We start from the raw sequence: 19,749 nt of genomic DNA on the forward strand, positions 1-19,749 counted from the left end.
CTCTCGGTAACGTGCGTCACATGAGCAAGCGCCCCAAGGTCCTGGCCATCGTCCTGGCGGGCGGCGAGGGCAAGCGGCTCATGCCGTTGACCGCCGACCGCGCGAAGCCGGCGGTGCCGTTCGCCGGCATCTACCGGCTCATCGACTACGCCCTCTCGAACGTCGTGAACTCCGGCTACCTCAAGATCGTGGTGCTGACGCAGTACAAGTCGCACAGCCTCGACCGCCACGTCACCCAGACCTGGCGGATGTCGACGATGCTCGGCAACTACATCGCCCCGGTGCCCGCGCAGCAGCGTGTCGGCAAGCACTGGTACCTCGGCAGCGGCGACGCGATCTACCAGTCGCTCAACCTGATCCGCGACGAGAAGCCCGACATCGTCGTCGTGGTCGGCGCCGACCACGTCTACCGCATGGACTTCTCGCAGATGGTCGCCCAGCACGTCGAGTCGGGCGCCGCGTGCACCGTGGCCGCCATCCGGCAGCCGATCGGGCTGGCCGACCAGTTCGGCGTCATCGACGTCGTCCCCGACGACCCGCGCCGCATCCGCGACTTCCTCGAGAAGCCCACCGACCCGGTCGGCCTGCCCGACAACCCCGGCGAGGTGCTGGCCTCGATGGGCAACTACGTCTTCGACGCCGACGCGCTCGTCGACGCCGTCACCCGCGACGCCAGCCTCGACGGCTCCAAGCACGACATGGGCGGCGACATCGTGCCGTCGTTCGTGCGGCGCGACCTCGCCGGCGTCTACGACTACCAGGACAACGTCGTCCCCGGCGCCACCGACCGCGACCGCGGCTACTGGCGCGACGTCGGGAGCCTGGGGTCCTACTACGCCGCCCACATGGACGTCGTCAGCCCGCTGCCGGTCTTCAACCTCTACAACTTCGACTGGCCGATCTTCACCTCCTACGGCCCGCAGCCGCCGGCCAAGGTGGTCGCGGGCGGCGGCCACGACGCGATCGTCGACGAGGCGGTGCTCGCGCCCGGTGTCGTGGTCAGCGGCGGCACGGTGAAGCGGTCGGTGCTCTCGCCGTCGGTGAGCGTCGGCGCGGGCGCCACCGTCGAGGGGGCGGTGCTCATGCACGGCGTGCGCATCGGCCCGGGCGCCGTGGTGCGCAACGCCATCGTCGACAAGAACGTGGTCGTGCCCGAGGGGGCGCGGCTCGGCGTCGACCCCGAGGAGGACGCCGCCCGCGGCTTCGTCGTCCAGGACGGCCTCACGGTGCTCGGCAAGGACCAGCAGTTCGAGGCGTGAGCCCGGAACCCGGCGTCCGGCGGCGGCGTCGAACCGTCATGCGTCGTGCCCGCACCACCCTCGCCTCCCTCGCCCTGCTGGCGCTGCTGCCGCTCGCCGCGGCGTGCGGCGACGACACCGGTGACGGGCCCGCCGACGGCGGCGCCGACCCGACGGCGTCCGACACCGCGAGCCCGTCGGACGACCTGACGCCGTCGGACCCGCCCGACGCCACCTCGTCGTCCGGCACCGGCGAGCCGGCCGTCGCCCTGCCCGAGGTGGTCGGGCTGCTCCACGAGACGGCGGTCGGCGGCGAGGGCGACGAGACGCTGGTCGAGGTCGACGACCCGGCCGCGCTCGAGCAGTTCGTCGGGCAGTTCAGCCGCCGTGCCGGCTTCTCCGAGACGGTGCGCGCCGGCGTCGAGGACGCCGCCACCCGCGGCACGGCCTACGCCGCCGTCGTGGGCCTGGGCTGCGACGTGCCGCCCGGGGTGGAGATCACGCCGTCCGGTGACGGGTTCGCGGTGCAGGCGCAGAAGGTCGCGAACCCGCTGCCCAACTGCCTGGCCCCGGTGACGACGGTCGTGGTCGCCGTCGTCCCCGACTAGACGCTCAGCGGGGGCGGTAGACGACCTCGACGGCGCTGGGCACCGCCCGCAGGCCGTTCGACGGCTTGTTGACCAGCCTCGCCGCGGTGTGGGGACGGCGGGCGACCAGCACGGAGGAGCCGCCGCCGTCGAGGTTGAGGGCGTCGTCGGCGCCGAGCGCGCGCAGCTTGCGGGCCAGCTCGAGCATCGAGTAGCCACGACTGACCCGCGGTTGCCGCCCGTCGACGACGAGCATCATCACCGTGCGGCTCTCGTGGTCGATGGCGATCGCGCTGCGCGGCTCGAGCGTGCGGTTCTCGGCGACCCGGATGCGCCCGTCGCGCAGCAGGAAGGTGTTGCCGGTGATCGCCATGAGGGGTCGCTTGTCGACGGAGGTCGACACCGTGAGGCGGCTGCCCCGCCTCACCGTGGCGAGCCGGCGCGCGCCGGCCCCGCGGCCCACGAGCAGCACGCCGTCGATCGCGCGGCCCTCGGGCAGCCGGGCCGAGCTGCTGACCACGCGGCCGTCGCGGACCACCACGGCGCGCACGTCGCGCCGGTGGCCGTCGGTCACCTCTGCGCCGGCGGCTCGGCCGAAGGCGCGGGTGTAGACACCGACGCCGCCGGGGGCCACCTCGGGGGCGTTGACGCTGGCGACGTGGATGTCGGGACGCTCGCGCAGCGTGACGTGGGTGCTGAGCATGCCGACGTCGGGCACGCCGTCCTGGCCGACGTAGAAGGTGGAGTTCCAGCCGAGCGTGCGGCCGTGCAGCAGTCCGCGCTCACGGTCGATGCCGAGCCCGAGCGGCGCGCCGGTGCCGTCACGGTCGAAGAAGTCGCCGTTGATGCCCGCCACCGCGCGGTCGCGGTCGATCATCGAGGGCACCGTCGCCGCGTCGCGCACCTTGCCGGCGTTGGCGTAGTCGAGCGAGACGCCGGCCGCGCGCCACCGCACGGTGACCATCGCGAACCGCACCGGCCCGCGTCGGGTGCGCTCACCCCACGTGGTGGCGACGACGCCCGGCACGATGCGCCGCGAGGTCACCTGCGACCGGGGCGGCAGGGTGCGCAGCACCTCGGGCAGCTGCGGCACCCAGCGGGTCCGTGCGACGGTGCGGGGGTCGGCGCCGGCGTCCCTGCGGCCGTCCGCGCCGGCGGCGACGGCGGTGACGGCCGTCATCGCCGTGGTCTCGACCGGCCCGATGCCGGCCGTCCGGTGCAGGTCGCCGGCGACGGCCGCCGGGAGCACGAGGGCCGAGGTCAGCGCGGACGCGCAGGCGAGCGCGAGCGCAGGGCGGGAGAGCACGGCTCACGGTAGAGAGCGGAAGGCCGCCCCCGCGGCGGTTCGGTCCGATTGGCCCCGTCGCGCGGCCACTGGTTCAGACCAGGTCGCGGACGGCGGGCCTCAGCGGGGCGGGCGGTAGGTGACGACGACGGCGTTGGCGACCCGGCGCTCGACGCCGTCGGAGGGGGAGTTGACCAGGCCGGGGCGCTGGCCGGGGCGGCCGGCGAGCATGGTGGTGGAGCCGCCGCCGTCCAGGTTGAGGGCGGCCTCGGCGCCGAGGTCGATCATCTTCTCGGCCAGCTCGACCATCGTGTAGCCGCGGCTGGTCGCACGCCGGCCGTCGACGGTGAGCAGGATCAGCGTGCGGCTGTCGCGGTCGATGCCGATGGCGGTGCGGGGGTGCATCTCGCGGTCGTCGACGACGGTCACGAGGCCGTCGCGCACCAGGAACGTGTTGCCGGTGATCGCCAGGCGCGGCCGGCCGTCGAGCCAGGTCGAGACGCGCACCCGCGTGCCCCGCTTCAGCCCGTAGAGCTGCCGCGCGCCCGGTCCGCGGCCGACGAGCACGGTGCCGCGCACCGGCGTCCCGCTGGCGAGCCGGTGGGTGTTGCGGACGACGCGGCCCTCGCGCACCACGACCATCCGGACGTCGTGGCGCTGCCCGCCGGTGACCCGGTAGCCGGCCGTGTGCCCCCAGCGGGAGGTGTAGACGCCGATGCCGCCGACGGCGACCTCGGGGGAGTTGACGTTGGTGATGCGCAGGCCGGGCCGGTTTCGCACGCGGGCGTGGGTCTCGAGGACGCCGATGCGTGGGACGCCGTGCCGGCTCACGTAGAACGCCGAGTTCCAGCCGGCGCGGCGTCCGTGCAGCAGTCCGTGCTCCCGGTCGCGGCCGATGCCGAGCGGGGCGCCGGTGTCGCCGATGTCGAAGAAGTCGCCGTTGACGCCGGCAACGGCGCCGGCGCGGGACACGATGGCGCGCACCGGCGCCGTCCGGCGCACCGGGCCCGCGTTGGCGTAGTCGAGGCCGACGCCGCGCGCGTTCCACGACACGGTGATCATCGAGAAGCGCACGGGGCCGCGGGCGTCGCGCTCGTTCCAGGTGGTCACGGCCACGCCGGGACGCACCCGCCAGCGCTTCAGGTTCGCGGTGGTGCGGTGGCCGCGCAGCAGCCGGGGGACGTCGGCCGCCACCTCGCCGACGACGCCGTCGCTGGTCTGGGGCCGGTCGGTGCCCAGCACGGTGCCGTCGGGCATGCCGGCCGCCGGGTTGGCGTGGGCCGGCCGGTCGTCGTCGGCCGAGGACGCCGGGGGGAGCGCCACGACGGGGGCGGCCAGGCACAGGCAGGCCAGGGCGAGCGAGGGGAAGGGTCGCACGCCCCCAGGGTAGGAAGCGCGGGCCGCGATCGGCGGCTTTCGCGGCGCCCGCGTGGCGGGCGGCGTCCGCTCGGCGGTCGGTCAGCGCACCACGGGCAGGTGGACGACGGTGCCGTCGAGCACCACCACGCCGGGGGTGCGCGAGCCCATGCCGACGAAGGTGTCGCTCACCGGCGAGGCCAGCAGGAAGAGCTTCTGGCCGCGCGGCACCCTGACCGCCACCGACGGCAGCGCCACCCGCCGGGCGACCCCGGTGACCGGACGCCGCTCGCGCAGCGGCAGCACGTTGTTCTGCACCAGCCGGGCGTCGGCGGGGCTGGTGCCGACCGCGAAGCCGATGAAGGTGCGGCTGTCGAGGCCCGCGGCGGTGACGCGGGCGGTGAGGTACGGCGTCCCGGCCACGGTGATCGGACCGGCCGCCACCTCGTGCGCCAGCGGGACGCCGGCCGCGGTGGTGCTCACGACCCGGCCGACCCGACGGGTGGCGTTCGCCGCGACCGAGCCGACGCTGACGCACTGCGAGGCCGGCGTGGCCAGGTGCACGCGGCCGTAGCCGCGCAGGTCGCGGTCGCGCCCGCGCAGCTGCTCGTCGAAGAACCGGAGGGTCAGGCGCTCGAAGTCGCCGCCGGCGAGCCTGCGGCTGCACGGGTCGGAGGTGACGTCGACGCCCTGCGGCAGCACGGCCGGCAGCACGTGGCCGCCGTTGTAGCCGACGAAGATGCTGTGACGGCGGGCGCGGTCGGTGATCGCGGTGTGCCAGTTCGCGAGGCCCTGCTCGAGCGGGAAGAGCGTGTCGGTGGTGCCCTGGCCGAACAGCACCGGGATGTCGAGGCGGCGTCCCTGGCCGACGTGCCAGCGCGGCCCGTTGTGGCCGAAGAACGCGTCGAGGTCCTCCTCGCCGGGCACCGAGCCGTCGGGCCAGCGGCCGGTCGCGGCGCCCTCGACGAGCGCCAGGTAGACCTTCGGCGGCAGCGCGTTCGACGGCACCGCCGCCGCGCCGAGCGCCAGCGCCCACTCGGTGCGGACGACGTCCCGGGGCGCCAGCGTGCGCGGCAGGTCGTTCCAGGTGATCTCGGGGGCGAGGGCGTCGAAGAGCGGCTTGCCGCGCAGCCGGAGCGCCTCGAAGGCCCCGACGAACTGGTAGCCGCCGCCGTAGCTGCCGCCGATGGCGCCCAGCCGCGGGTCGCCCGGACCGTCCTGCCGCACCCAGGCGAGACGGCTGACCAGCCGCACCAGGCGGCGCACGTCGGCGCCCTCGAAGCGCGGGTTCTCGACGTGGGCGTAGCCGCCCGACTCGCCCCAGCCGCGCTGGTCGAAGGAGATGACGCCGTAGCCGGCGTCGGTGAAGCGGCGGAAGGCCGCCGGGTCGGTGGTGCGCGAGCCGCCCCAGCCGTGGCTGTGCATCACCATCGGCACGCGGTGGCGGGCGTCGGCACCGGCGGGCCGGAAGACCGTGTAGCAGATGCGCACCGGCTGCGTCGTCCCCGGCTCGGGCACGCTGGCCACGCAGCCGTCGGTCGTGGTGACGGCCGTCGGGGGCACTGGCGCCGGGGCGGCGGACGGCGCGACCGCAGGGGCCGGGGCGGCGGTCAGGACGGCGGCGGCGAGGCCGCCGGCGAGCGCGGCGGCGAGGGTGGTGGTGCGGCGGGGCATGCTCGTCCAACGAGCCGCCGCGGCGTTGGTTACCCCGCGGTAACAGCACTCAGCGGCAGTCGATGGCGCCCAGGCGCGCGAGCCCCTCGCGGTCGCCAGGGCCGAAGCCGGCGCGGCTGATGCCGCGGGGGTACATCAGCTCGTCGGGGTCGTCGACGTGGTCGAGGCCGACGAGGTGACCGAGCTCGTGCATCAGCAGCGCCACCTGCATCTGCTCGCCGCCGGGGCTGCGGGCGAGCCGGTCGGTGGTGTCGCTGTCGAGCACGACCGAGCCGGTGACGTAGGCGCGCAGCCGGCCGATCGTGACCATCGTCGGCCCACCGACGCCGGCGACGTCGTCCGCCAGGTCGCCCACCTCGTCCTCGTCGGCCCACCCGATGAGCGCGGGCCGGGCGCGCGAGCCGGGGCCCACGCGGTCGGCGAAGTCGCGGTCGTCGGTGGTGCCCTGGTAGTCGAAGCGCAGGCCGGTGCGGTCGCCGACCTCCTCGATCGCGGTCTCGACGTAGTCCTGCCAGCCCTCGGGGGCGTGGTCGGGGTTGACGACGTACTCGATCGGCCGGCACGGGCTGAACCCGACCGGCTCGTCGCTGCCCGGCTGCTCGTTGAGGAAGGCGTACTCGCCGGTGCCGTCGGCCTCGACGGCGGGGCGCTCGCGGCCGTCGACGCCGAGCACGCCGCGCACGGCGGTGCCGATCGGGCCGTCGCTGAAGGTGACGTAGCCGCCGAGCACGACCAGCGTGAGCACCAGCGACACGATGGTCACGGTGCGCTCGCGCTGGGGGGTCAGGGCCACGTCGTCCATCATGACCCGGTGGGGGAAGGTCGAGACGCTCAGGTCACGAACCGGCTGGCGGTCGGCGACAACCTCGACGTGCTCGCCGCGCTGCCCGACGGCGGCGTCGACCTCGCCTACCTCGACCCGCCCTACAACACCGGCAGCGCCTTCGCCTACGCCGACGACGCCGGCGGTCACGAGGCGTGGACGGCGACCCTGCGGCCGCGGCTGCAGCAGGTGCGGCGGGTGCTGGCGCCGTCCGGGGCGGTGTTCGTCAGCATCGACGACCACGAGGTGGCCCACCTGCGGCTGCTGATGGACGAGGTCTTCGGCGAGTCGGCCTTCCTCGCGCAGGTGGTGGTGGGGCTCAACCCGAAGGGCCGCCAGCTGGGGCGGGGGTTCGCGACCAGCCACGAGTACCTGCTGGTCTACGCGCGCGACCCTGGGGCGTGCGTGCTCGACGCCTCGACGTCGCAGACGGTCGACGCGCGCGACTTCCCGCACCGCGACGGCGCCGACCCGCGGCCGTTCCGGCGGCTGCCGCTGCGCAACACCAACAAGCGGTTCAACCCGGTCACCGCGCCGACGATGCACTTCGCGCTGTGGGGCGACCCCGGCACCGGGGCGGTCGCCACCGCGCCGTTCGACGGGGCCGTCGAGGTGCTGCCGGTCTTCGGCGACGGCAGCCCGGCGGTGTGGCGGTGGAGCGCCCCGCTGGTCGAGGCGCGGCCGGCCGACCTGGAGTGCCGCCTCGTGCGCGGGCGGGCCGGCGACCGCGTCGACGTGTTCCAGCGCGACTGGCTCGAGCCGGGGCGCCGCAAGAAGCTGCGCACCATCTGGCTGGCCGACGAGGTCGGCTCCACCGACACCGCGGTCGCCGAGCTCAAGGCGCTGGTCGGGCACGTCTTCGAGACGCCCAAGCCGACCGGCCTGCTGCTGCGGGTGCTCGCGACCATGCCGGACGACGTCCGCGTGCTCGACCCGTACGCCGGCAGCGGCACCACCGGCCACGCCGTCGCGCTCGCCAACGCCGCCGACGGCGGCACCCGCACCTGCCTGTCGATCGAGGTGGGGCTGCCGCCGCGCCCCGGCTCCCGCGCCGCCACCGCCGGCCTCCCCACCGTCGCCGACGTCACCCGCCTCCGACTCCGCGCCGTCGCGGACGTCGTGGGTGGCGGCTTCGCCGAGGTGTCGTCGTAGAGCGACGTGCATAGATGCGTCACGGGACCGTGGATGCCGCATCCTCATGCGGCGCCGCAGCGGCACGCGTGCGACGTGGCACGTCGTTGTACGAGGCCGACCGCCGCCGCCAGCACGTCTCGCACGTAGGCGCGGTCGACCATGACGTCCTCCCACGCGAACCGCAGCACCAGCCAGCCGTCGACCACGAGGAGGTTGTAGCGACGGGCGTCGCGGGCCAGCTGCCCTCGCCCACCGTGCCACTCGAAGGAGTCGGCCTCGAGAACGATGCCGAGGTCCACGTCGACCAGGTCGGGGCGAGCCGTCGCGCGGCTGCCGCGCAGCCTCACCTGGGCCCGCACGCGCAGGCCCGGGACGTCGTGGGCGATCTCGCGCAGGCACGACTCGAACGGGTTGGCCGCGTCGGCGTCCGCGTGGTCGGCCACCCAGCGCGCCTGCTTGGCCCCCGGACCGTGGGCACTCGCGACGGCTCGCCGCAGGGTCGACGGCGGCACGCCGTGCCGCAGGGCCGAGTCCGCGACGGCGAGGGCCTCGTCGCGAGGCAGCCGGGTGAGGCAGTGACGCAGGGTCGTCTCCTCGCTCGTCACGATGCCGTCGGTCACCTCGGCGCGGTCGAGCGTGAGCCAGTGGAGGGCCACCCCGGCTCGGCGGGACTCGCTCACCTTGCGGTTGCGCGGCACCGCCACATGCGGCTCGTCCGGGGCGAGCTTCACCTCCCAGCCGTGGTGCAGCGCGGCGCTCGTCAGGCACAGCACGCCGCCGAGGCGGTGGGCGGCGCGCACTGCATCGCCCGTCGCCGGCGTCACATAGCGGCCCCGTCCGTCGGCGACCACCTCGCCCGCGCGCACCGCCCGGTCCACCTCGGCGCGTGAGCTGGCTGCGACCAGGGCGGCGCGCGTGGCGAACCCGCCCGCCTCGACCACCCGCTGCGCCACCGACACCGCCACACCCTGCGTCATCGACCGCCCTCGTCGCCGGCTTCATCCACAGCAGCGCCGTCGCTGCGTAGCGTGCCGACCGTGACCGACGAGCTCGAGCGGCTGGAGCGGGCGGCCGAGGCCAACGCGCAGCACCGGGTGGTCGAGGTCGGACCCGAGGTCGTGCGACGGCCGGCGGGGCCGATGACCGCGACGGTGCACGCCTACCTGCGGCACCTGCGGTCGCAGGGCCTCACCTGCGTGCCCGAGCCGATCGGGGTCGAGGACGGCGTCGAGACGCTGCGGCTCATCGACGGCGACAGCGGCGGTGACGGCTGGGCGCACCAGCACACCGACGCCGGGCTGACCTCGGCCGCGCGGCTGCTGCGCACGATCCACGACGCCGGGGCGGGCTGGACGCCGCCGGACGACGCGGTGTGGGGCGCGCCCGCGGTGGCGGGTGAGGACGTCGTCCCGTGCCACGGCGACCCCGGCCCGTGGAACGTCGTGTGGCGCGACCAGGAGGCGGTGGCCCTCATCGACTGGGACTTCCTGCACCCCGGGCCGCGCCTCGACGACGTCGCCTACGCGCTGCAGTGGTTCGCACCGTGGCGCACCGACGAGATGGCGCTGGAGTGGCACCACTTCCCGCGGGTGCCCGACCGGGGTGCGCGGTCGCGCGCCTTCGTCGAGGCCTACGGCGACCTGCCGTCGTTCGACGTGGTCGACGAGGTGGCGGCGCGCATCCGGCGCACGGCCGACCTCGCCCGCAGCCTCGCCGAGCGGGGCCAGGAGCCGCAGCGCACCTGGGTGGCCGACGGGGCGCTGGAGTCGTACGAGCGCGAGGCGGTCTGGGTCGAGCAGCACCGCCACCTGCTCGACTGAGCCGTCAGGCCCAGCGGGCCGCCAGGTGCGCGTCGAGGATGGCGCGCGCCGCGTCGTCCGAGAGCCGCGCCGCGGGGCCGAGCAGGTGGAAGGCGAGGCCGTCGAGGAGCACGTGCAGCAGCGTGGTCTCGGCATCGAGGTCGAGCCCGTCGCGCAGCAGACCGGCGGCGGCGCAGGTGCGCAGCACGACCTCGCAGCCGCTGCGGACGGCGTCGTCCGGCGCCGCGCGCAGCGAGGCGAGCTCGGGGTGTCCGGCGGCCTCGGCGGCCAGGGCGAGGTGGATGGTCATCTCGAGGCGCCGCTCGGCGTCGAGCGGCAGCATCTCAGTCAACCAGTTGATCGCGTCGGCGCGGGTGCGCAGGTCGGGGGAGTGGGCGGCGAAGCGGGCGGTGGCGCGCTCGAGGCACAGCCGCATGGCGGCGGCCAGCAGCCCGCCCTTGGTGGGCAGCACGTGGCGCAGCGAGCCGACCGAGACCCCCGCCTCGGCGGCGACGGTGCGCACCGAGACCGCGCCGACCCCGCGCTCGGCGATGACCCGCCAGCACGCCTCGGCCAGCTCGGCCCGGCGCTGGTCGTGGTCGATGAGTCGGGGCACCGACTCATGGTAGTACGGTCGTGCTACGTTGCGTGCTGACACGGTCGTGCTGCCAAAGGAGGTCGAGGTGATCGTCGCCCTGATCGTCGTGTGCGAGGTCGCCTTCTGGGTGCTGCTCGGGCTCGGCATGCTGCTGCGCTACCCGCTGCGCCGACGCACCGCCGGCGCCGTCGTCCTGGCCCTGACGCCGCTGGTCGACGTCGTCCTGCTGGTCGCCGCGGCCCTCGACCTGAGCCGCGGCGGCGCCTTCGAGACGCCGCACTACCTGGCCGCGGTCTACCTCGGCTTCAGCGTCGCCTTCGGCCACCGCCTGGTGCGCTGGGCCGACGTCCGCTTCGCCCACCGCTTCGCCGGCGGCCCGCCGCCCCCGCCCAAGCCGGCCAAGGGCTCGCGCGAGCGGCAGGCGGCGCTGTGGGGCGAGTGGCTGCGCGTGGTGCTGGCAGCGGCCGTGGCCAGCGCCGTCCTCGGGCTGCTCGCGCTGCTGGCCGACCCCGACCAGCGCACCGCGATCGTGCAGTCGGGCGGCGGCGTGTGGGTGCTCGTCGTTCTCTGGCTGGTCGGCGGCCCGCTGTGGGAGCTGCCGCAGCGGGCTAGCCGAGCGCAGCCCTCTCCAGCGCCTGCAGCTCGTGGTCGAGGTGGGTCAGCAGCCGCTGCAGGTGGGGGACGGTGCGACGGCAGCCGGTGAGGCCGAAGGCCATCGAACCGTCGTAGGAGGTGCACGTGATGTTGAGGGCCATGCCGTTGATCGGGATCGACAGGGGATAGGTGCCCTCGAGGCGGGCGCCGTTCCAGTAGTGGGTGGTGCGCGGGCCGGGCACGTTGCTGATGATCACGTTGTAGGGCGGGCGCAGGATGCCCTGCATCTTCAGCATCGGCGTGAGGATGGCGGGCGCCTGGCCCAGCGCGCTCATGGCGAGGATCTGCACCGGCGTCATCGACGACAGCGCCTCCTTGCCGTCCTTCATCGAGCGGTGGACGGCGCCCAGCCGGCGCGCCGGGTCGGCCTGGTCGGTGGCCAGCTGCACCATCACGGCGCCGAGCGCGTTGCCGCCCTCGGTGGAGGCGATGTGGGACTGCTTGGCGTTGAGCCCGACCGGCACCATCGCCACCAGCGGCGCGTCGGGCAGGGCGTCGTGGTCGATGAGGTAGGCCCGCAGCGCGCCCGCGCACATCGCCAGCACGACGTCGTTGATGGTGGTGCCGGTGGCCTTGCCGATGGCGCGCAACCGCTCGATGGGCCAGTCCTGCGCGGCGAAGCGGCGCGAGCCGGTGATGCTCTGGTTGAACAGCGTGCGTGGCGCGTAGAGCGAGAGCGAGGAGGTCTCGTTCCTCAGTCCCTTGCGCAGCGTCTTGACCAGCGCGCCCGGCATGCCGGCGGCCTCGGCGGTGATGCCGAGGGCGGCCCGCAGTGCCGAGACCGGGACGCCGGCGAACCGGCCGCCGTCGTCGCCGTCCTCGTCGTCGTGCTCCTCGGGGCGCGGACGCTGTGGCAGCACGCCCCACGGCGGCGGCATGTCGCGCTCGTCGGGGTCGGTCGAGAGCACGCTCGCCAGCAGCCGCATCGCCGAGACGCCGTCGACCAGCGCGTGGTGGGTCTTGGTGTACATCGCGACGCGGCCGTCGCGCAGGCCCTCGATGAGGTGCGCCTCCCACAGCGGCCGCTCCCAGGCGAGGCGGGTGCTGTGCAGCCGCCCGCACAGGTCGAGCAGCTCGCGCACCCGGCCGGGCTCGGGCAGGGCGTTGTGGCGCACGTGGTGCTCGATGTCGAACTGCTCGTCAGGCTTCCAGACCAGCTGGCCGCCCGTGCGCACCGAGCGGTGCGGGTGCTTGAGGAACAGTGGCGCGATGTCCTCGACGCCCGACATCGCCTCGTACATCTCGCGCGCGTAGCCGCGGCCGGCCCCCTCGGGCTTGGTGAACAGCTGCAGGCCCCCGACGTGCATCGGCATGCTGCGGTTCTCGGCGAGCAGGAACGCGACGGCGGTCGGATCGATCGGGGTGGCCACGGGCCGATCCTGTCGGGGCGTGGCGAACGCCACAACCTCCACGTGGCGGCGGGCGGGTGAGGGTTCTCCCTCGACCTCGGCCGCCGGGGTTGCGGTGGGGCCTCGGGGTCGCGGAGGGTCGAGGCGCCCGCCGTCCGTCGTCCTTCTCGGGAGACCCCATGACCGCCCGGAGCCCCCTGGTCCGCCGTGTCGCGACCACCCTCACCGCCACCGTCGTCACCGCCGGGCTCGCGCTCGGCGTGGACGTCGCGCCGGCGCACGCCGAGCAGTACTCGGCGCCGCTCGCCACAGCCGTGAGCGACCTGCCCGTCGCCACCGAGAGCCGCACCGGCTACGACCGGGACCTGTTCAACCACTGGGTCGACGCGGACGGCGACGGCTGCGACACGCGCGACGAGGTGCTCATCAGCGAGGCGGACGACGCCCCGACCGTCGGCAGCGGCTGCTCGCTGAGCGGAGGGCGCTGGTACTCCTACTACGACGGCGTCTCGCAGACCTCGGCCTCCGACCTCGACATCGACCACATGGTGCCGCTGGCCGAGGCGTGGGACTCCGGCGCGTCGGGCTGGAGCGCGGCCACCCGCGAGGCCTATGCGAACGACCTCGGCGACCACCGCTCCCTGGTCGGCGTCACCGCGGCCGAGAACCGCTCGAAGGGCGACCAGGACGTCGCCGAGTGGCTGCCCCCGCAGCAGCAGTGCCGATACCTCGCCGAGTTCGTCGCGGTGAAGCTGCGCTGGCGGTTGAGCGTCGACAGCGCGGAGAAGTCGGCGATGACCTCGCTGGCGCCGTCGTGCTCGAGCACCACGATCACGGTCACCCGCGCCCGCTGAGGTCGCGCCGCTGGGCGCGGAAATGACCACGAACCGTCCACAGGCGGGTCTCGCGACCGGGTTCTCCACAGGGTCGCGCGAGCGGGGCGTGGACGTCGGCGCGGCTGCCTAGGTTCCCGGGTGCCGCCGGAGGTGCCGGTGGCAGCGATCCCTGGAGAGAACGCCCATGACCCACCCCCTGCGCGCCCTGCGCGCCCTGTTCGTCCTGCTCACCCTCGTCGCCGCGGTGGTGACGCCGACGGCGCTCGCCGCGGCCGCCGATGCGCCCCGGCTGCAGGCCGCCGCCGGTGCCCGTCCGGTGATCGTCGAGGTCGAGGGCGACGCCGCCAACGGCTTCGGCATCACCTACGCCGACGGCAGCTCGATCTACCCGCCCACCGACAGCGAGGCGCGCGCCGAGTGCGGCGAGTACGACACCTGGAAGGCCCGCATCGTGTGCCGGGTCGAGGTGCGCACCTGGTACCGCGACCTCGCCGACCTGAAGCGGTCGCTGGCGTGGGTGCGGGCCCACGGGTAGCCGTCCCTGACCGGGACCGCCCCGTGGCGAGCACGGAACCCGCTCGCCACGGGGTGGGCCCAGCGGGCTGCCTCAGCAGCCGCCCGAGACGGTGTCCTGCTCCAGGGTGCCGCCGCCGGTGACCTGCTTGCCGCGCTCGAGGGTGAAGCCGCGCTGCCAGTCGGAGATGACCATCAGGTCCTTCATCTCCTTGGACCCACGACCCACGATGCTGAACCGCAGCGTCATCGGCATGCCGGGCACGGCGCTCTTGTCGCGCACGGTGCCCACCGGCGCGCCGTTGAGGAACCAGGTGATGTGGGCCGGCGTGACCTGCACGGCCAGGGCGGGCACGGTGTGCCGGATGTCGCCGATGCGGCGCTCGCCGGTCCAGGTGCGGCCGCCGTCGCGGACGCCGAACCGCATCGTCGAGCTGCGCGACCAGGTCTCGGCGAGGGTGATGTTGTGCGCGCCGCAGTCGTACTGCGAGGCCTGCTCGGGCACGAGCTCGACGAGGATCTTGTAGTCACGGCCGGAGTCGCGGTCGTACTTCAGGCGCAGCCGGGTCTCCCAGCGGCCGTAGGCGCGGGCGTTGCCCTGCATGGTGGCGCGCACGGTGCCGCGGTCGCCCGTGCCGGGCCCGGCGACCTGCTTGGAGTCGAGCGTGATGCCGCCGTTGTGCTTGGCGGCGCGGCCGGTGCCGTCGCTCCAGTCCAGCCAGTAGCCGCGCGGGTCGCGTCCGCCCGACGGCGGGCTGGTCAGCGACTGACCGGCCTCCCAGCCGAAGTCCCACATCGCCGGCGTCCAGCCGTAGCGCTGGCTGGCAGTCTGCGTGGCGCGGGTGCCGCCGCGGGCCGCCGGGGCGGCGGTGCGAGCGGTGCGCTCGGTGCGGACGGCGGCACGCTCGGTGCGGCTCCGGGCTGCGGCACGCTCGAGACGGCGGGCCTCGGCGCTGGAGCCCGCCACCCGCACGTAGGTCGGGAAGGAGGGGAACCAGCCGATGCGGGTGACGCCCTCGAACCAGTCCTCCTGCCGCACCCGGTAGACGGTGGTGCCCTCGGGGGCGGTCAGGCCGTCGAAGTAGCCCATGCCGCGGGCGTCGGCCCTGCCGGTGGCGATGGTGCGCCACTCGTTCTCGGCGGTGCGCCGCTGCAGGGTGAGCTCGCGGCCCTCGAGCACCGGCAGGTCGTGGGTGTCGGGGCGGCCGCGCAGGTCGGGCGTGGTGTCGACCACGACCTGGAAGGGCCGACCGGCCACGGGCACGGCGGTGCTGGTGGGGTCGTCGCGTCGGTCGCCGGCCACCCACATCACGAGGTCCTGCGACTTGGCGGTCATGGTGACCTTGCGGGTCTTCAGCGCGCCACTGCGCACCCGGTAGCTGATGCCGAACATCGACGGCGCCCGGAACTGGAAGTCGAAGCTGCCGTCGGGCTTGGTCGAGCCGCGGAACCCCTCGACCGGGAACCACTCGTCGCCGGGGCGGTTGAGGTGCTGCTCGAGCCGGATGGGCCGCTGGCCGGCCTTCGGCAGCCGGCCGCGGAAGGTGAGGGCCTGGCCGCCGAAGAAGTTCTTGGGGCTGACGCTGAGGCCGGCCGGGGCGGGCGCCGGCCGTGCCGACGTCGCCTCCGGGGCGACCTGCGCCGGGGCGCTGAGGCTGGTGGCCGGCTGGGCCGGCGCCAGGGTGAGACCGAGGACGCCGGCGGCGACGGCCGCGGCGGTCTTGACGAGGTTCACTGCGTCTCCGCATCGGGACGGGGGAGGGGACGGTGCGGGGGGGTTTCACACCCTAGGTCGGCACGCGGGGCGGTGGAGTTGAGTGTCCGGGTGACTGTATGACCGGGTGGCCGGGTGATCGAGGCTCGGCCGCGCCGTCGACGGCGGCGCGCTGTCGGTGGCCGCGCCTACGATCGCGGGGTGTCGCGGTGGGTCCTCCACGTCGACCTCGACCAGTTCCTGGCCGCGGTCGAGGTGCTGCGGCGCCCCGAGCTGGCCGGCCTGCCGGTCGTCGTCGGTGCGCGCGGCGACCCCACCGAGCGCGGCGTGGTCTCGACGGCGTCCTACGAGGCGCGCGCGCACGGCGTCCGGTCGGGCATGCCGCTGCGGCTCGCGGCCCGCAAGGTCCCCGACGCGGTGTTCCTGCCGGTCGACTTCCCGGTCTACGAGGCGGCCTCGGCGCAGGTGATGGCCACGCTGCGGGCGCTGCAGTGGGACGGCGACCCGGTCGACGTCGAGGTGCTCGGCTGGGACGAGGCGTTCGTCGGGCTGCGGCCCGGCGTGCGCGACGACGTCGATCGCGACCCCGAGGCGTTCGCCGCGCAGGTGCGCGCCGAGGTGCTGGCCGCCACCGGGCTGCACTGCTCGGTCGGCATCGGCAGCAACAAGCTGCAGGCCAAGATCGCCACCGACTTCGGCAAGCCCCGCGGCACCTACCGCATCACCGACGACACCTGGGACGCCGAGATGGGCCACCGCCCCACCCGGGCGCTGTGGGGCGTCGGCGCGAAGGTCGAGAAGCGGCTTGCGGCACTCGGCATCCAGACCGTCGCGCAGCTGGCCGCCTCCGACGCCCGGGTGCTGGCCGCCGAGATCGGCCCGACGATGGGGCCCTGGTACCACCGGCTCGGCCGCGGCGTCGACACCAGCCCGGTCGACCCGACGCCGTGGGTCGCCCGCGCGCACGGCCGTGAGGAGACCTTCCAAAGCGACCTCGACGACGACGCCGAGATCGAGGCCGAGCTGCGCCGCATCACCCGCCGCGTCGTCGCCGACATCGACGCCGAGGGCCGTGCGGCCTGGCGGGTCGGGCTCAAGGTGCGCGACCGCGCCTTCCAGACCGTCAACCGCAGCCGCAAGCTGCCCGACGGCCCCACCCACGACCCCGACGTGCTCACCGACGCCGTCCTCGCGCTGTTCGCGAAGGTGGAGCGACGTCGTCCGGTGCGGCTGCTCGGCGTCCGGCTCGAGATGGTCGAGCCGGAGGGCGGCTACCCGCGCTGAGCCGACGTCGACCGGCCCTCGAGCGGCTCGGGGTCCTGAGGTCTCGAGGCTCGTCGCAGGGCTCCTCGCACCTCGACCAGCGTGGTGTGGCGGTGGTCCGACGGTGGTCCGACGGTGGTCGAGGTGAGGCCGGCCACGGCCGAGCCTCGAGACCCGGCGACGGTCCCCGCCGTGGCGCGGGGGAGGGCGGGGTCAGAGGCTCTCGCGCAGCTCGCGCACGACGGAGTCGACGACGGCGACCAGGTCGCCCTCGCTCGCCTCGGCGACCGCGCGCTGGCGCTGGTACGACGCGCCGCGGGCGACCAGGTCGGCCACCGAGGCCAGCTCGGCCGAGCAGCCGAGGCGCTCGGCCACCGGCTCGAGGCGCACCAGCAGGTCGGCCAGGTCGTCGGTGACCAGCCGCTCGGTGCTCTGCGCGTCGAGGATGACGATGGCGTCGAGGCCGTAGCGCGCCGCCCGCCACTTGTTCTCCTGCACGTGCCACGGCGGCATCGTCGGCAGCGTCTCGCCGGCCGCCATCCGGGTGTCGAGGTCGACGACCAGGCAGTGCATCAGCGCGGTCAGCGCCGCGAGGTCGTCGAGCGAGGAGACGCCGTCGCAGATGCGGTTCTCGAGCGTGCCGAGGTGCGGTGCGGGCCGCAGGTCCCACCGGATCTCCGACAGCACGTCGATGACCCCGGTGGTCATCTGGTCGCCCACGAACGCCTCGAACTCCGGCCACGTCTCGAACTGGAACGGCAGGCCCGCGGTCGGCAGCTGCTGGAACATCAGCGCGCGGTTCGAGGCGTAGCCGGTGTCGAGGCCACCCCAGATCGGCGAGGACGCCGAGAGCGCCTGCAGGTGCGGGAAGTGGTTGAGCAGCGCCGAGAGCACCGGCATCACCCGGTCGCGCTCGGGCAGGCCCACGTGCACGTGCACGCCCCAGATCAGCATCTGCCGGCCCCACCACTGGGTGCGGTTGATGAGCTCCTCGTAGCGGTGCCCGGCGGTCAGCTGCTGGCCGGTCCACGACGCGAACGGGTGCGTGCCGGCGCCGTACAGGTCGATGCCGAGGTCGTCACCGGCGCGGACGACGTGCTCGAGCGTCGTCCGCAGGTCGGTCATCGCCTCGCCCACCGTGCCGCACACCCCGGTGACGAGCTCGACGGTGTTGCGCAGCAGCTCCTGGTGCACGCGACCAGCGTCGGGCAGCCGCGCCTTGGCGCGGGCGAAGAGGTGCTCGGCGTCGTTGCGCAGGTCCCTGGTGCGGCGGTCGACCAGCGCGAGCTCCCACTCGACGCCGAGCGTGTAGTCCGCCGAGGCGTGGAAGTCGACCCGCACGCGGCCAGCGTTCCACAGGGCTGCACGGCGGCGGTGCGCCCCCGCAGGTGAGCCCGGCCGGGGGGTGACCGACGTCGCGGCGCCGACGGGTTGGGCGCGTCGCGCCGGTGCGTCACCATCGCAGTCGTGGCCAGGCGCGAGGAGGACGACGGGCAGCGGCAGGAGATCGCCCCCGTCCTCGACTTCAGCCTGCGCGTCGGCGAGCTGCTGCTCTCCTCCGGCGCGGGCGCGGCCGACGTCACCGCGACGATGCTCTCGGTGGCGCGCGCGCTCGGCGCCCGGGACGCCGACGTCGACGTCACCTTCATCTCGCTGACGATGACGCACCAGGCCGGCGTCGACGAGGTGCCGCTCATCGCCACGCGGCAGGTGGTGCGCCGCACCATCGACTACCAGGACCTCACCAGCGTCGACCACCTCGTGCGCGGCGTCCTGCGCGGGGACGTCGACCTCGCCCGCGGCCGGGCCGAGCTGCGCCGCATCGTCAGCACCGGCCACGACCGCCGCCGCTGGGCGGTCACCGCCGGCTGGGGCGCGATGTGCGGCGGCGTGGCCGTGCAGCTCGGGGGCGGGCCGATCGTCGTCGTGCTGGCCGCGCTGTCGGCCGTCATCATCGACTGGCTGCGCCAGCGCATCGCGCGGCGGCGGCTGCCATCGTTCTACCAGCAGGTCGCCGGCGGCGGCGTGGCCACGCTCGTGGCGGTGGGCGCGGCCGCGCTCGAGCTCGACCTGAACGTCTCGGTCGTGGTGACCTCCAACATCGTCATGCTGCTGGCCGGCATCGGGTTCATGGGTGCGCTGCAGGACGCCCTGACCGGCTTCTACATCACCGCCGGCGCCCGCATCCTCGAGGCGATGCTCGCCACCGCCGGCATCATCGCCGGCGTCAGCGGCGGCCTGAGCCTGGCCGCCACGCTCGGGGTCGACCTCCCCCGGGTCGAGCCCGGGGTCACCGGCATCACCGACGTCGGCGTCGCGGCCGTCGGGGCGGCCGCGGCCGCCGCGGCGTTCGCCTACGCCTCCTACTCGCCCAAGCGGGTGCTCCTCCCCGCGGCCGTCGTCGCGGCCGTCGCGATGGCCATCTCCCGCTCCATCGAGGCGCCCGGCATCGCCGCCACCTGGTCGGTCGCCTTCGCGGCCTTCTTCGTGGGCCTGGTGGGCTACCCGATCGCGGCGAGGCTGCGGGTGCCCCCGCTGATCGTCGTGGTCTCGGCGATCGTGCCGATGCTGCCGGGCATCGCGATCTACCGCGGGCTGTCGCTGCTCGCCGAGGGCAGCCGCCGCGACACCTCCGCCGGCCTCGTCGCGCTCATCGGCGCGGCGTCCGTGGCGCTCGCGCTGGCCGCCGGCGTCATCCTCGGCGAGTACCTCGCCCAGCCGCTCGCCCGCGAGGCACGCCGCGTCGAGGCGCGGCTCGCCGGCCCGCGGCTCGTGGGCCCGGTCAGGTCGATCGGTCGTCGAGCCGTGCGAGGCGGTCGAACCACGGCGCCGACGACGCCCCGTCGAACGGGGAGCGCTGGTGCAGCACCGCGTCGGCGACCCAGCGACACGACCGCTCCGCCAGGCTGACGACCTCGGGCGGGTA

General features: G+C 74.8%; 18 protein-coding genes. 9 read left to right on the top strand and 9 right to left on the bottom strand.

The features are described 5' to 3' along the window. Positions 1 to 20 precede the first annotated feature (20 nt). Together ABEA04_RS08030 and ABEA04_RS08035 are read left to right on the top strand one after the other, a co-directional pair. Positions 21 to 1,259, top strand: a complete 1,239-nt coding sequence (locus ABEA04_RS08030) for a glucose-1-phosphate adenylyltransferase (RefSeq protein ID WP_345456677.1) — start codon at positions 21 to 23, stop codon at positions 1,257 to 1,259. A 38-nt stretch (positions 1,260 to 1,297) separates the two neighbouring features. After that, the gene (locus ABEA04_RS08035) at positions 1,298 to 1,846 is read left to right on the top strand and encodes a hypothetical protein (protein ID WP_345456679.1); all 549 of its coding nucleotides are present in this window, start codon (positions 1,298 to 1,300) and stop codon (positions 1,844 to 1,846) included. A 4-nt stretch (positions 1,847 to 1,850) separates the two neighbouring features. On the opposite strand, the gene ABEA04_RS08040 is transcribed toward ABEA04_RS08035, so the two are convergent. From ABEA04_RS08040 to ABEA04_RS08055, 4 genes are all read right to left on the bottom strand, one after another. After that, the gene (locus ABEA04_RS08040; RefSeq protein WP_345456682.1) at positions 1,851 to 3,131 is read right to left on the bottom strand and encodes a phosphodiester glycosidase family protein; all 1,281 of its coding nucleotides are present in this window, start codon (positions 3,129 to 3,131) and stop codon (positions 1,851 to 1,853) included. A 99-nt stretch (positions 3,132 to 3,230) separates the two neighbouring features. Continuing rightward, positions 3,231 to 4,487, bottom strand: coding sequence for a phosphodiester glycosidase family protein (locus tag ABEA04_RS08045; RefSeq protein ID WP_345456685.1), 1,257 nt, complete (start codon positions 4,485 to 4,487; stop codon positions 3,231 to 3,233). An 81-nt stretch (positions 4,488 to 4,568) separates the two neighbouring features. Then, a complete protein-coding gene (locus ABEA04_RS08050) occupies positions 4,569 to 6,140 on the bottom strand; it encodes a CocE/NonD family hydrolase (RefSeq protein WP_345456688.1) in 1,572 nt (523 codons plus the stop codon). A 49-nt stretch (positions 6,141 to 6,189) separates the two neighbouring features. Beyond that, positions 6,190 to 6,933, bottom strand: coding sequence for a matrixin family metalloprotease (locus tag ABEA04_RS08055; RefSeq protein WP_345456691.1), 744 nt, complete (start codon positions 6,931 to 6,933; stop codon positions 6,190 to 6,192). 18 nt (positions 6,934 to 6,951) lie between these two features. On the opposite strand from ABEA04_RS08055, the gene ABEA04_RS08060 reads away from it, so the two are divergent. Beyond that, positions 6,952 to 8,115: a site-specific DNA-methyltransferase gene (locus tag ABEA04_RS08060; protein WP_345456694.1), complete on the top strand. Its 1,164-nt coding sequence runs from the start codon at positions 6,952 to 6,954 to the stop codon at positions 8,113 to 8,115. 44 nt (positions 8,116 to 8,159) lie between these two features. Here ABEA04_RS08060 and ABEA04_RS08065 read toward each other — a convergent pair whose 3' ends face one another. Then, positions 8,160 to 9,074, bottom strand: coding sequence for a hypothetical protein (locus tag ABEA04_RS08065; RefSeq protein ID WP_345456697.1), 915 nt, complete (start codon positions 9,072 to 9,074; stop codon positions 8,160 to 8,162). 60 nt (positions 9,075 to 9,134) lie between these two features. Here ABEA04_RS08065 and ABEA04_RS08070 point away from each other — a divergent pair, with 60 nt between their 5' ends. Continuing rightward, on the top strand, positions 9,135 to 9,917 hold the full coding sequence (locus ABEA04_RS08070) for a phosphotransferase (protein WP_345456700.1): 783 nt from the start codon (positions 9,135 to 9,137) through the stop codon (positions 9,915 to 9,917). Between the two features lie 4 nt (positions 9,918 to 9,921). Here the strand turns inward: ABEA04_RS08070 and ABEA04_RS08075 are convergent, their stop codons facing one another. Next, on the bottom strand, positions 9,922 to 10,512 hold the full coding sequence (locus ABEA04_RS08075) for a TetR/AcrR family transcriptional regulator (RefSeq protein WP_345456703.1): 591 nt from the start codon (positions 10,510 to 10,512) through the stop codon (positions 9,922 to 9,924). A gap of 67 nt (positions 10,513 to 10,579) precedes the next feature. Between ABEA04_RS08075 and ABEA04_RS08080 the strand changes: the two genes are divergently transcribed. Continuing rightward, positions 10,580 to 11,197 (top strand): hypothetical protein, encoded by a 618-nt coding sequence (locus tag ABEA04_RS08080; RefSeq protein ID WP_345456706.1) that lies wholly within the window; start codon positions 10,580 to 10,582, stop codon positions 11,195 to 11,197. On the opposite strand, the gene ABEA04_RS08085 is transcribed toward ABEA04_RS08080, so the two are convergent. After that, positions 11,103 to 12,518 carry a WS/DGAT/MGAT family O-acyltransferase gene (locus ABEA04_RS08085; protein WP_345456709.1) on the bottom strand — a complete coding sequence of 472 codons (1,416 nt, stop codon included), beginning with the start codon at positions 12,516 to 12,518 and terminating at the stop codon, positions 11,103 to 11,105. The two genes, ABEA04_RS08080 and ABEA04_RS08085, sit on opposite strands and share 95 nt — an antisense overlap. Positions 12,519 to 12,676: 158 nt before the next feature. On the opposite strand from ABEA04_RS08085, the gene ABEA04_RS08090 reads away from it, so the two are divergent. After that, on the top strand, positions 12,677 to 13,351 hold the full coding sequence (locus ABEA04_RS08090) for an HNH endonuclease family protein (protein ID WP_345456712.1): 675 nt from the start codon (positions 12,677 to 12,679) through the stop codon (positions 13,349 to 13,351). Positions 13,352 to 13,517: 166 nt separating this feature from the next. Then, entirely contained in the window at positions 13,518 to 13,868 is a 351-nt protein-coding gene (locus ABEA04_RS08095) for a hypothetical protein (protein WP_345456714.1), read from the top strand. 72 nt (positions 13,869 to 13,940) lie between these two features. On the opposite strand, the gene ABEA04_RS08100 is transcribed toward ABEA04_RS08095, so the two are convergent. Next, on the bottom strand, positions 13,941 to 15,581 hold the full coding sequence (locus tag ABEA04_RS08100) for a LamG domain-containing protein (protein ID WP_345456717.1): 1,641 nt from the start codon (positions 15,579 to 15,581) through the stop codon (positions 13,941 to 13,943). Between the two features lie 180 nt (positions 15,582 to 15,761). Between ABEA04_RS08100 and ABEA04_RS08105 the strand changes: the two genes are divergently transcribed. Next, a complete protein-coding gene (locus ABEA04_RS08105; protein ID WP_345456720.1) occupies positions 15,762 to 16,844 on the top strand; it encodes a DNA polymerase IV in 1,083 nt (360 codons plus the stop codon). Between the two features lie 192 nt (positions 16,845 to 17,036). Here ABEA04_RS08105 and ABEA04_RS08110 read toward each other — a convergent pair whose 3' ends face one another. Then, positions 17,037 to 18,164 (bottom strand): glutamate--cysteine ligase, encoded by a 1,128-nt coding sequence (locus ABEA04_RS08110; RefSeq protein ID WP_345456722.1) that lies wholly within the window; start codon positions 18,162 to 18,164, stop codon positions 17,037 to 17,039. Between the two features lie 126 nt (positions 18,165 to 18,290). On the opposite strand from ABEA04_RS08110, the gene ABEA04_RS08115 reads away from it, so the two are divergent. Further along, positions 18,291 to 19,733 carry a threonine/serine exporter family protein gene (locus ABEA04_RS08115; protein WP_345456725.1) on the top strand — a complete coding sequence of 481 codons (1,443 nt, stop codon included), beginning with the start codon at positions 18,291 to 18,293 and terminating at the stop codon, positions 19,731 to 19,733. Positions 19,734 to 19,749 lie beyond the last annotated feature (16 nt).

The sequence above is a fragment of the Nocardioides marinquilinus genome (assembly GCF_039543705.1).
Classification (GTDB): Bacteria; Actinomycetota; Actinomycetes; order Propionibacteriales; family Nocardioidaceae; genus Nocardioides; species Nocardioides marinquilinus.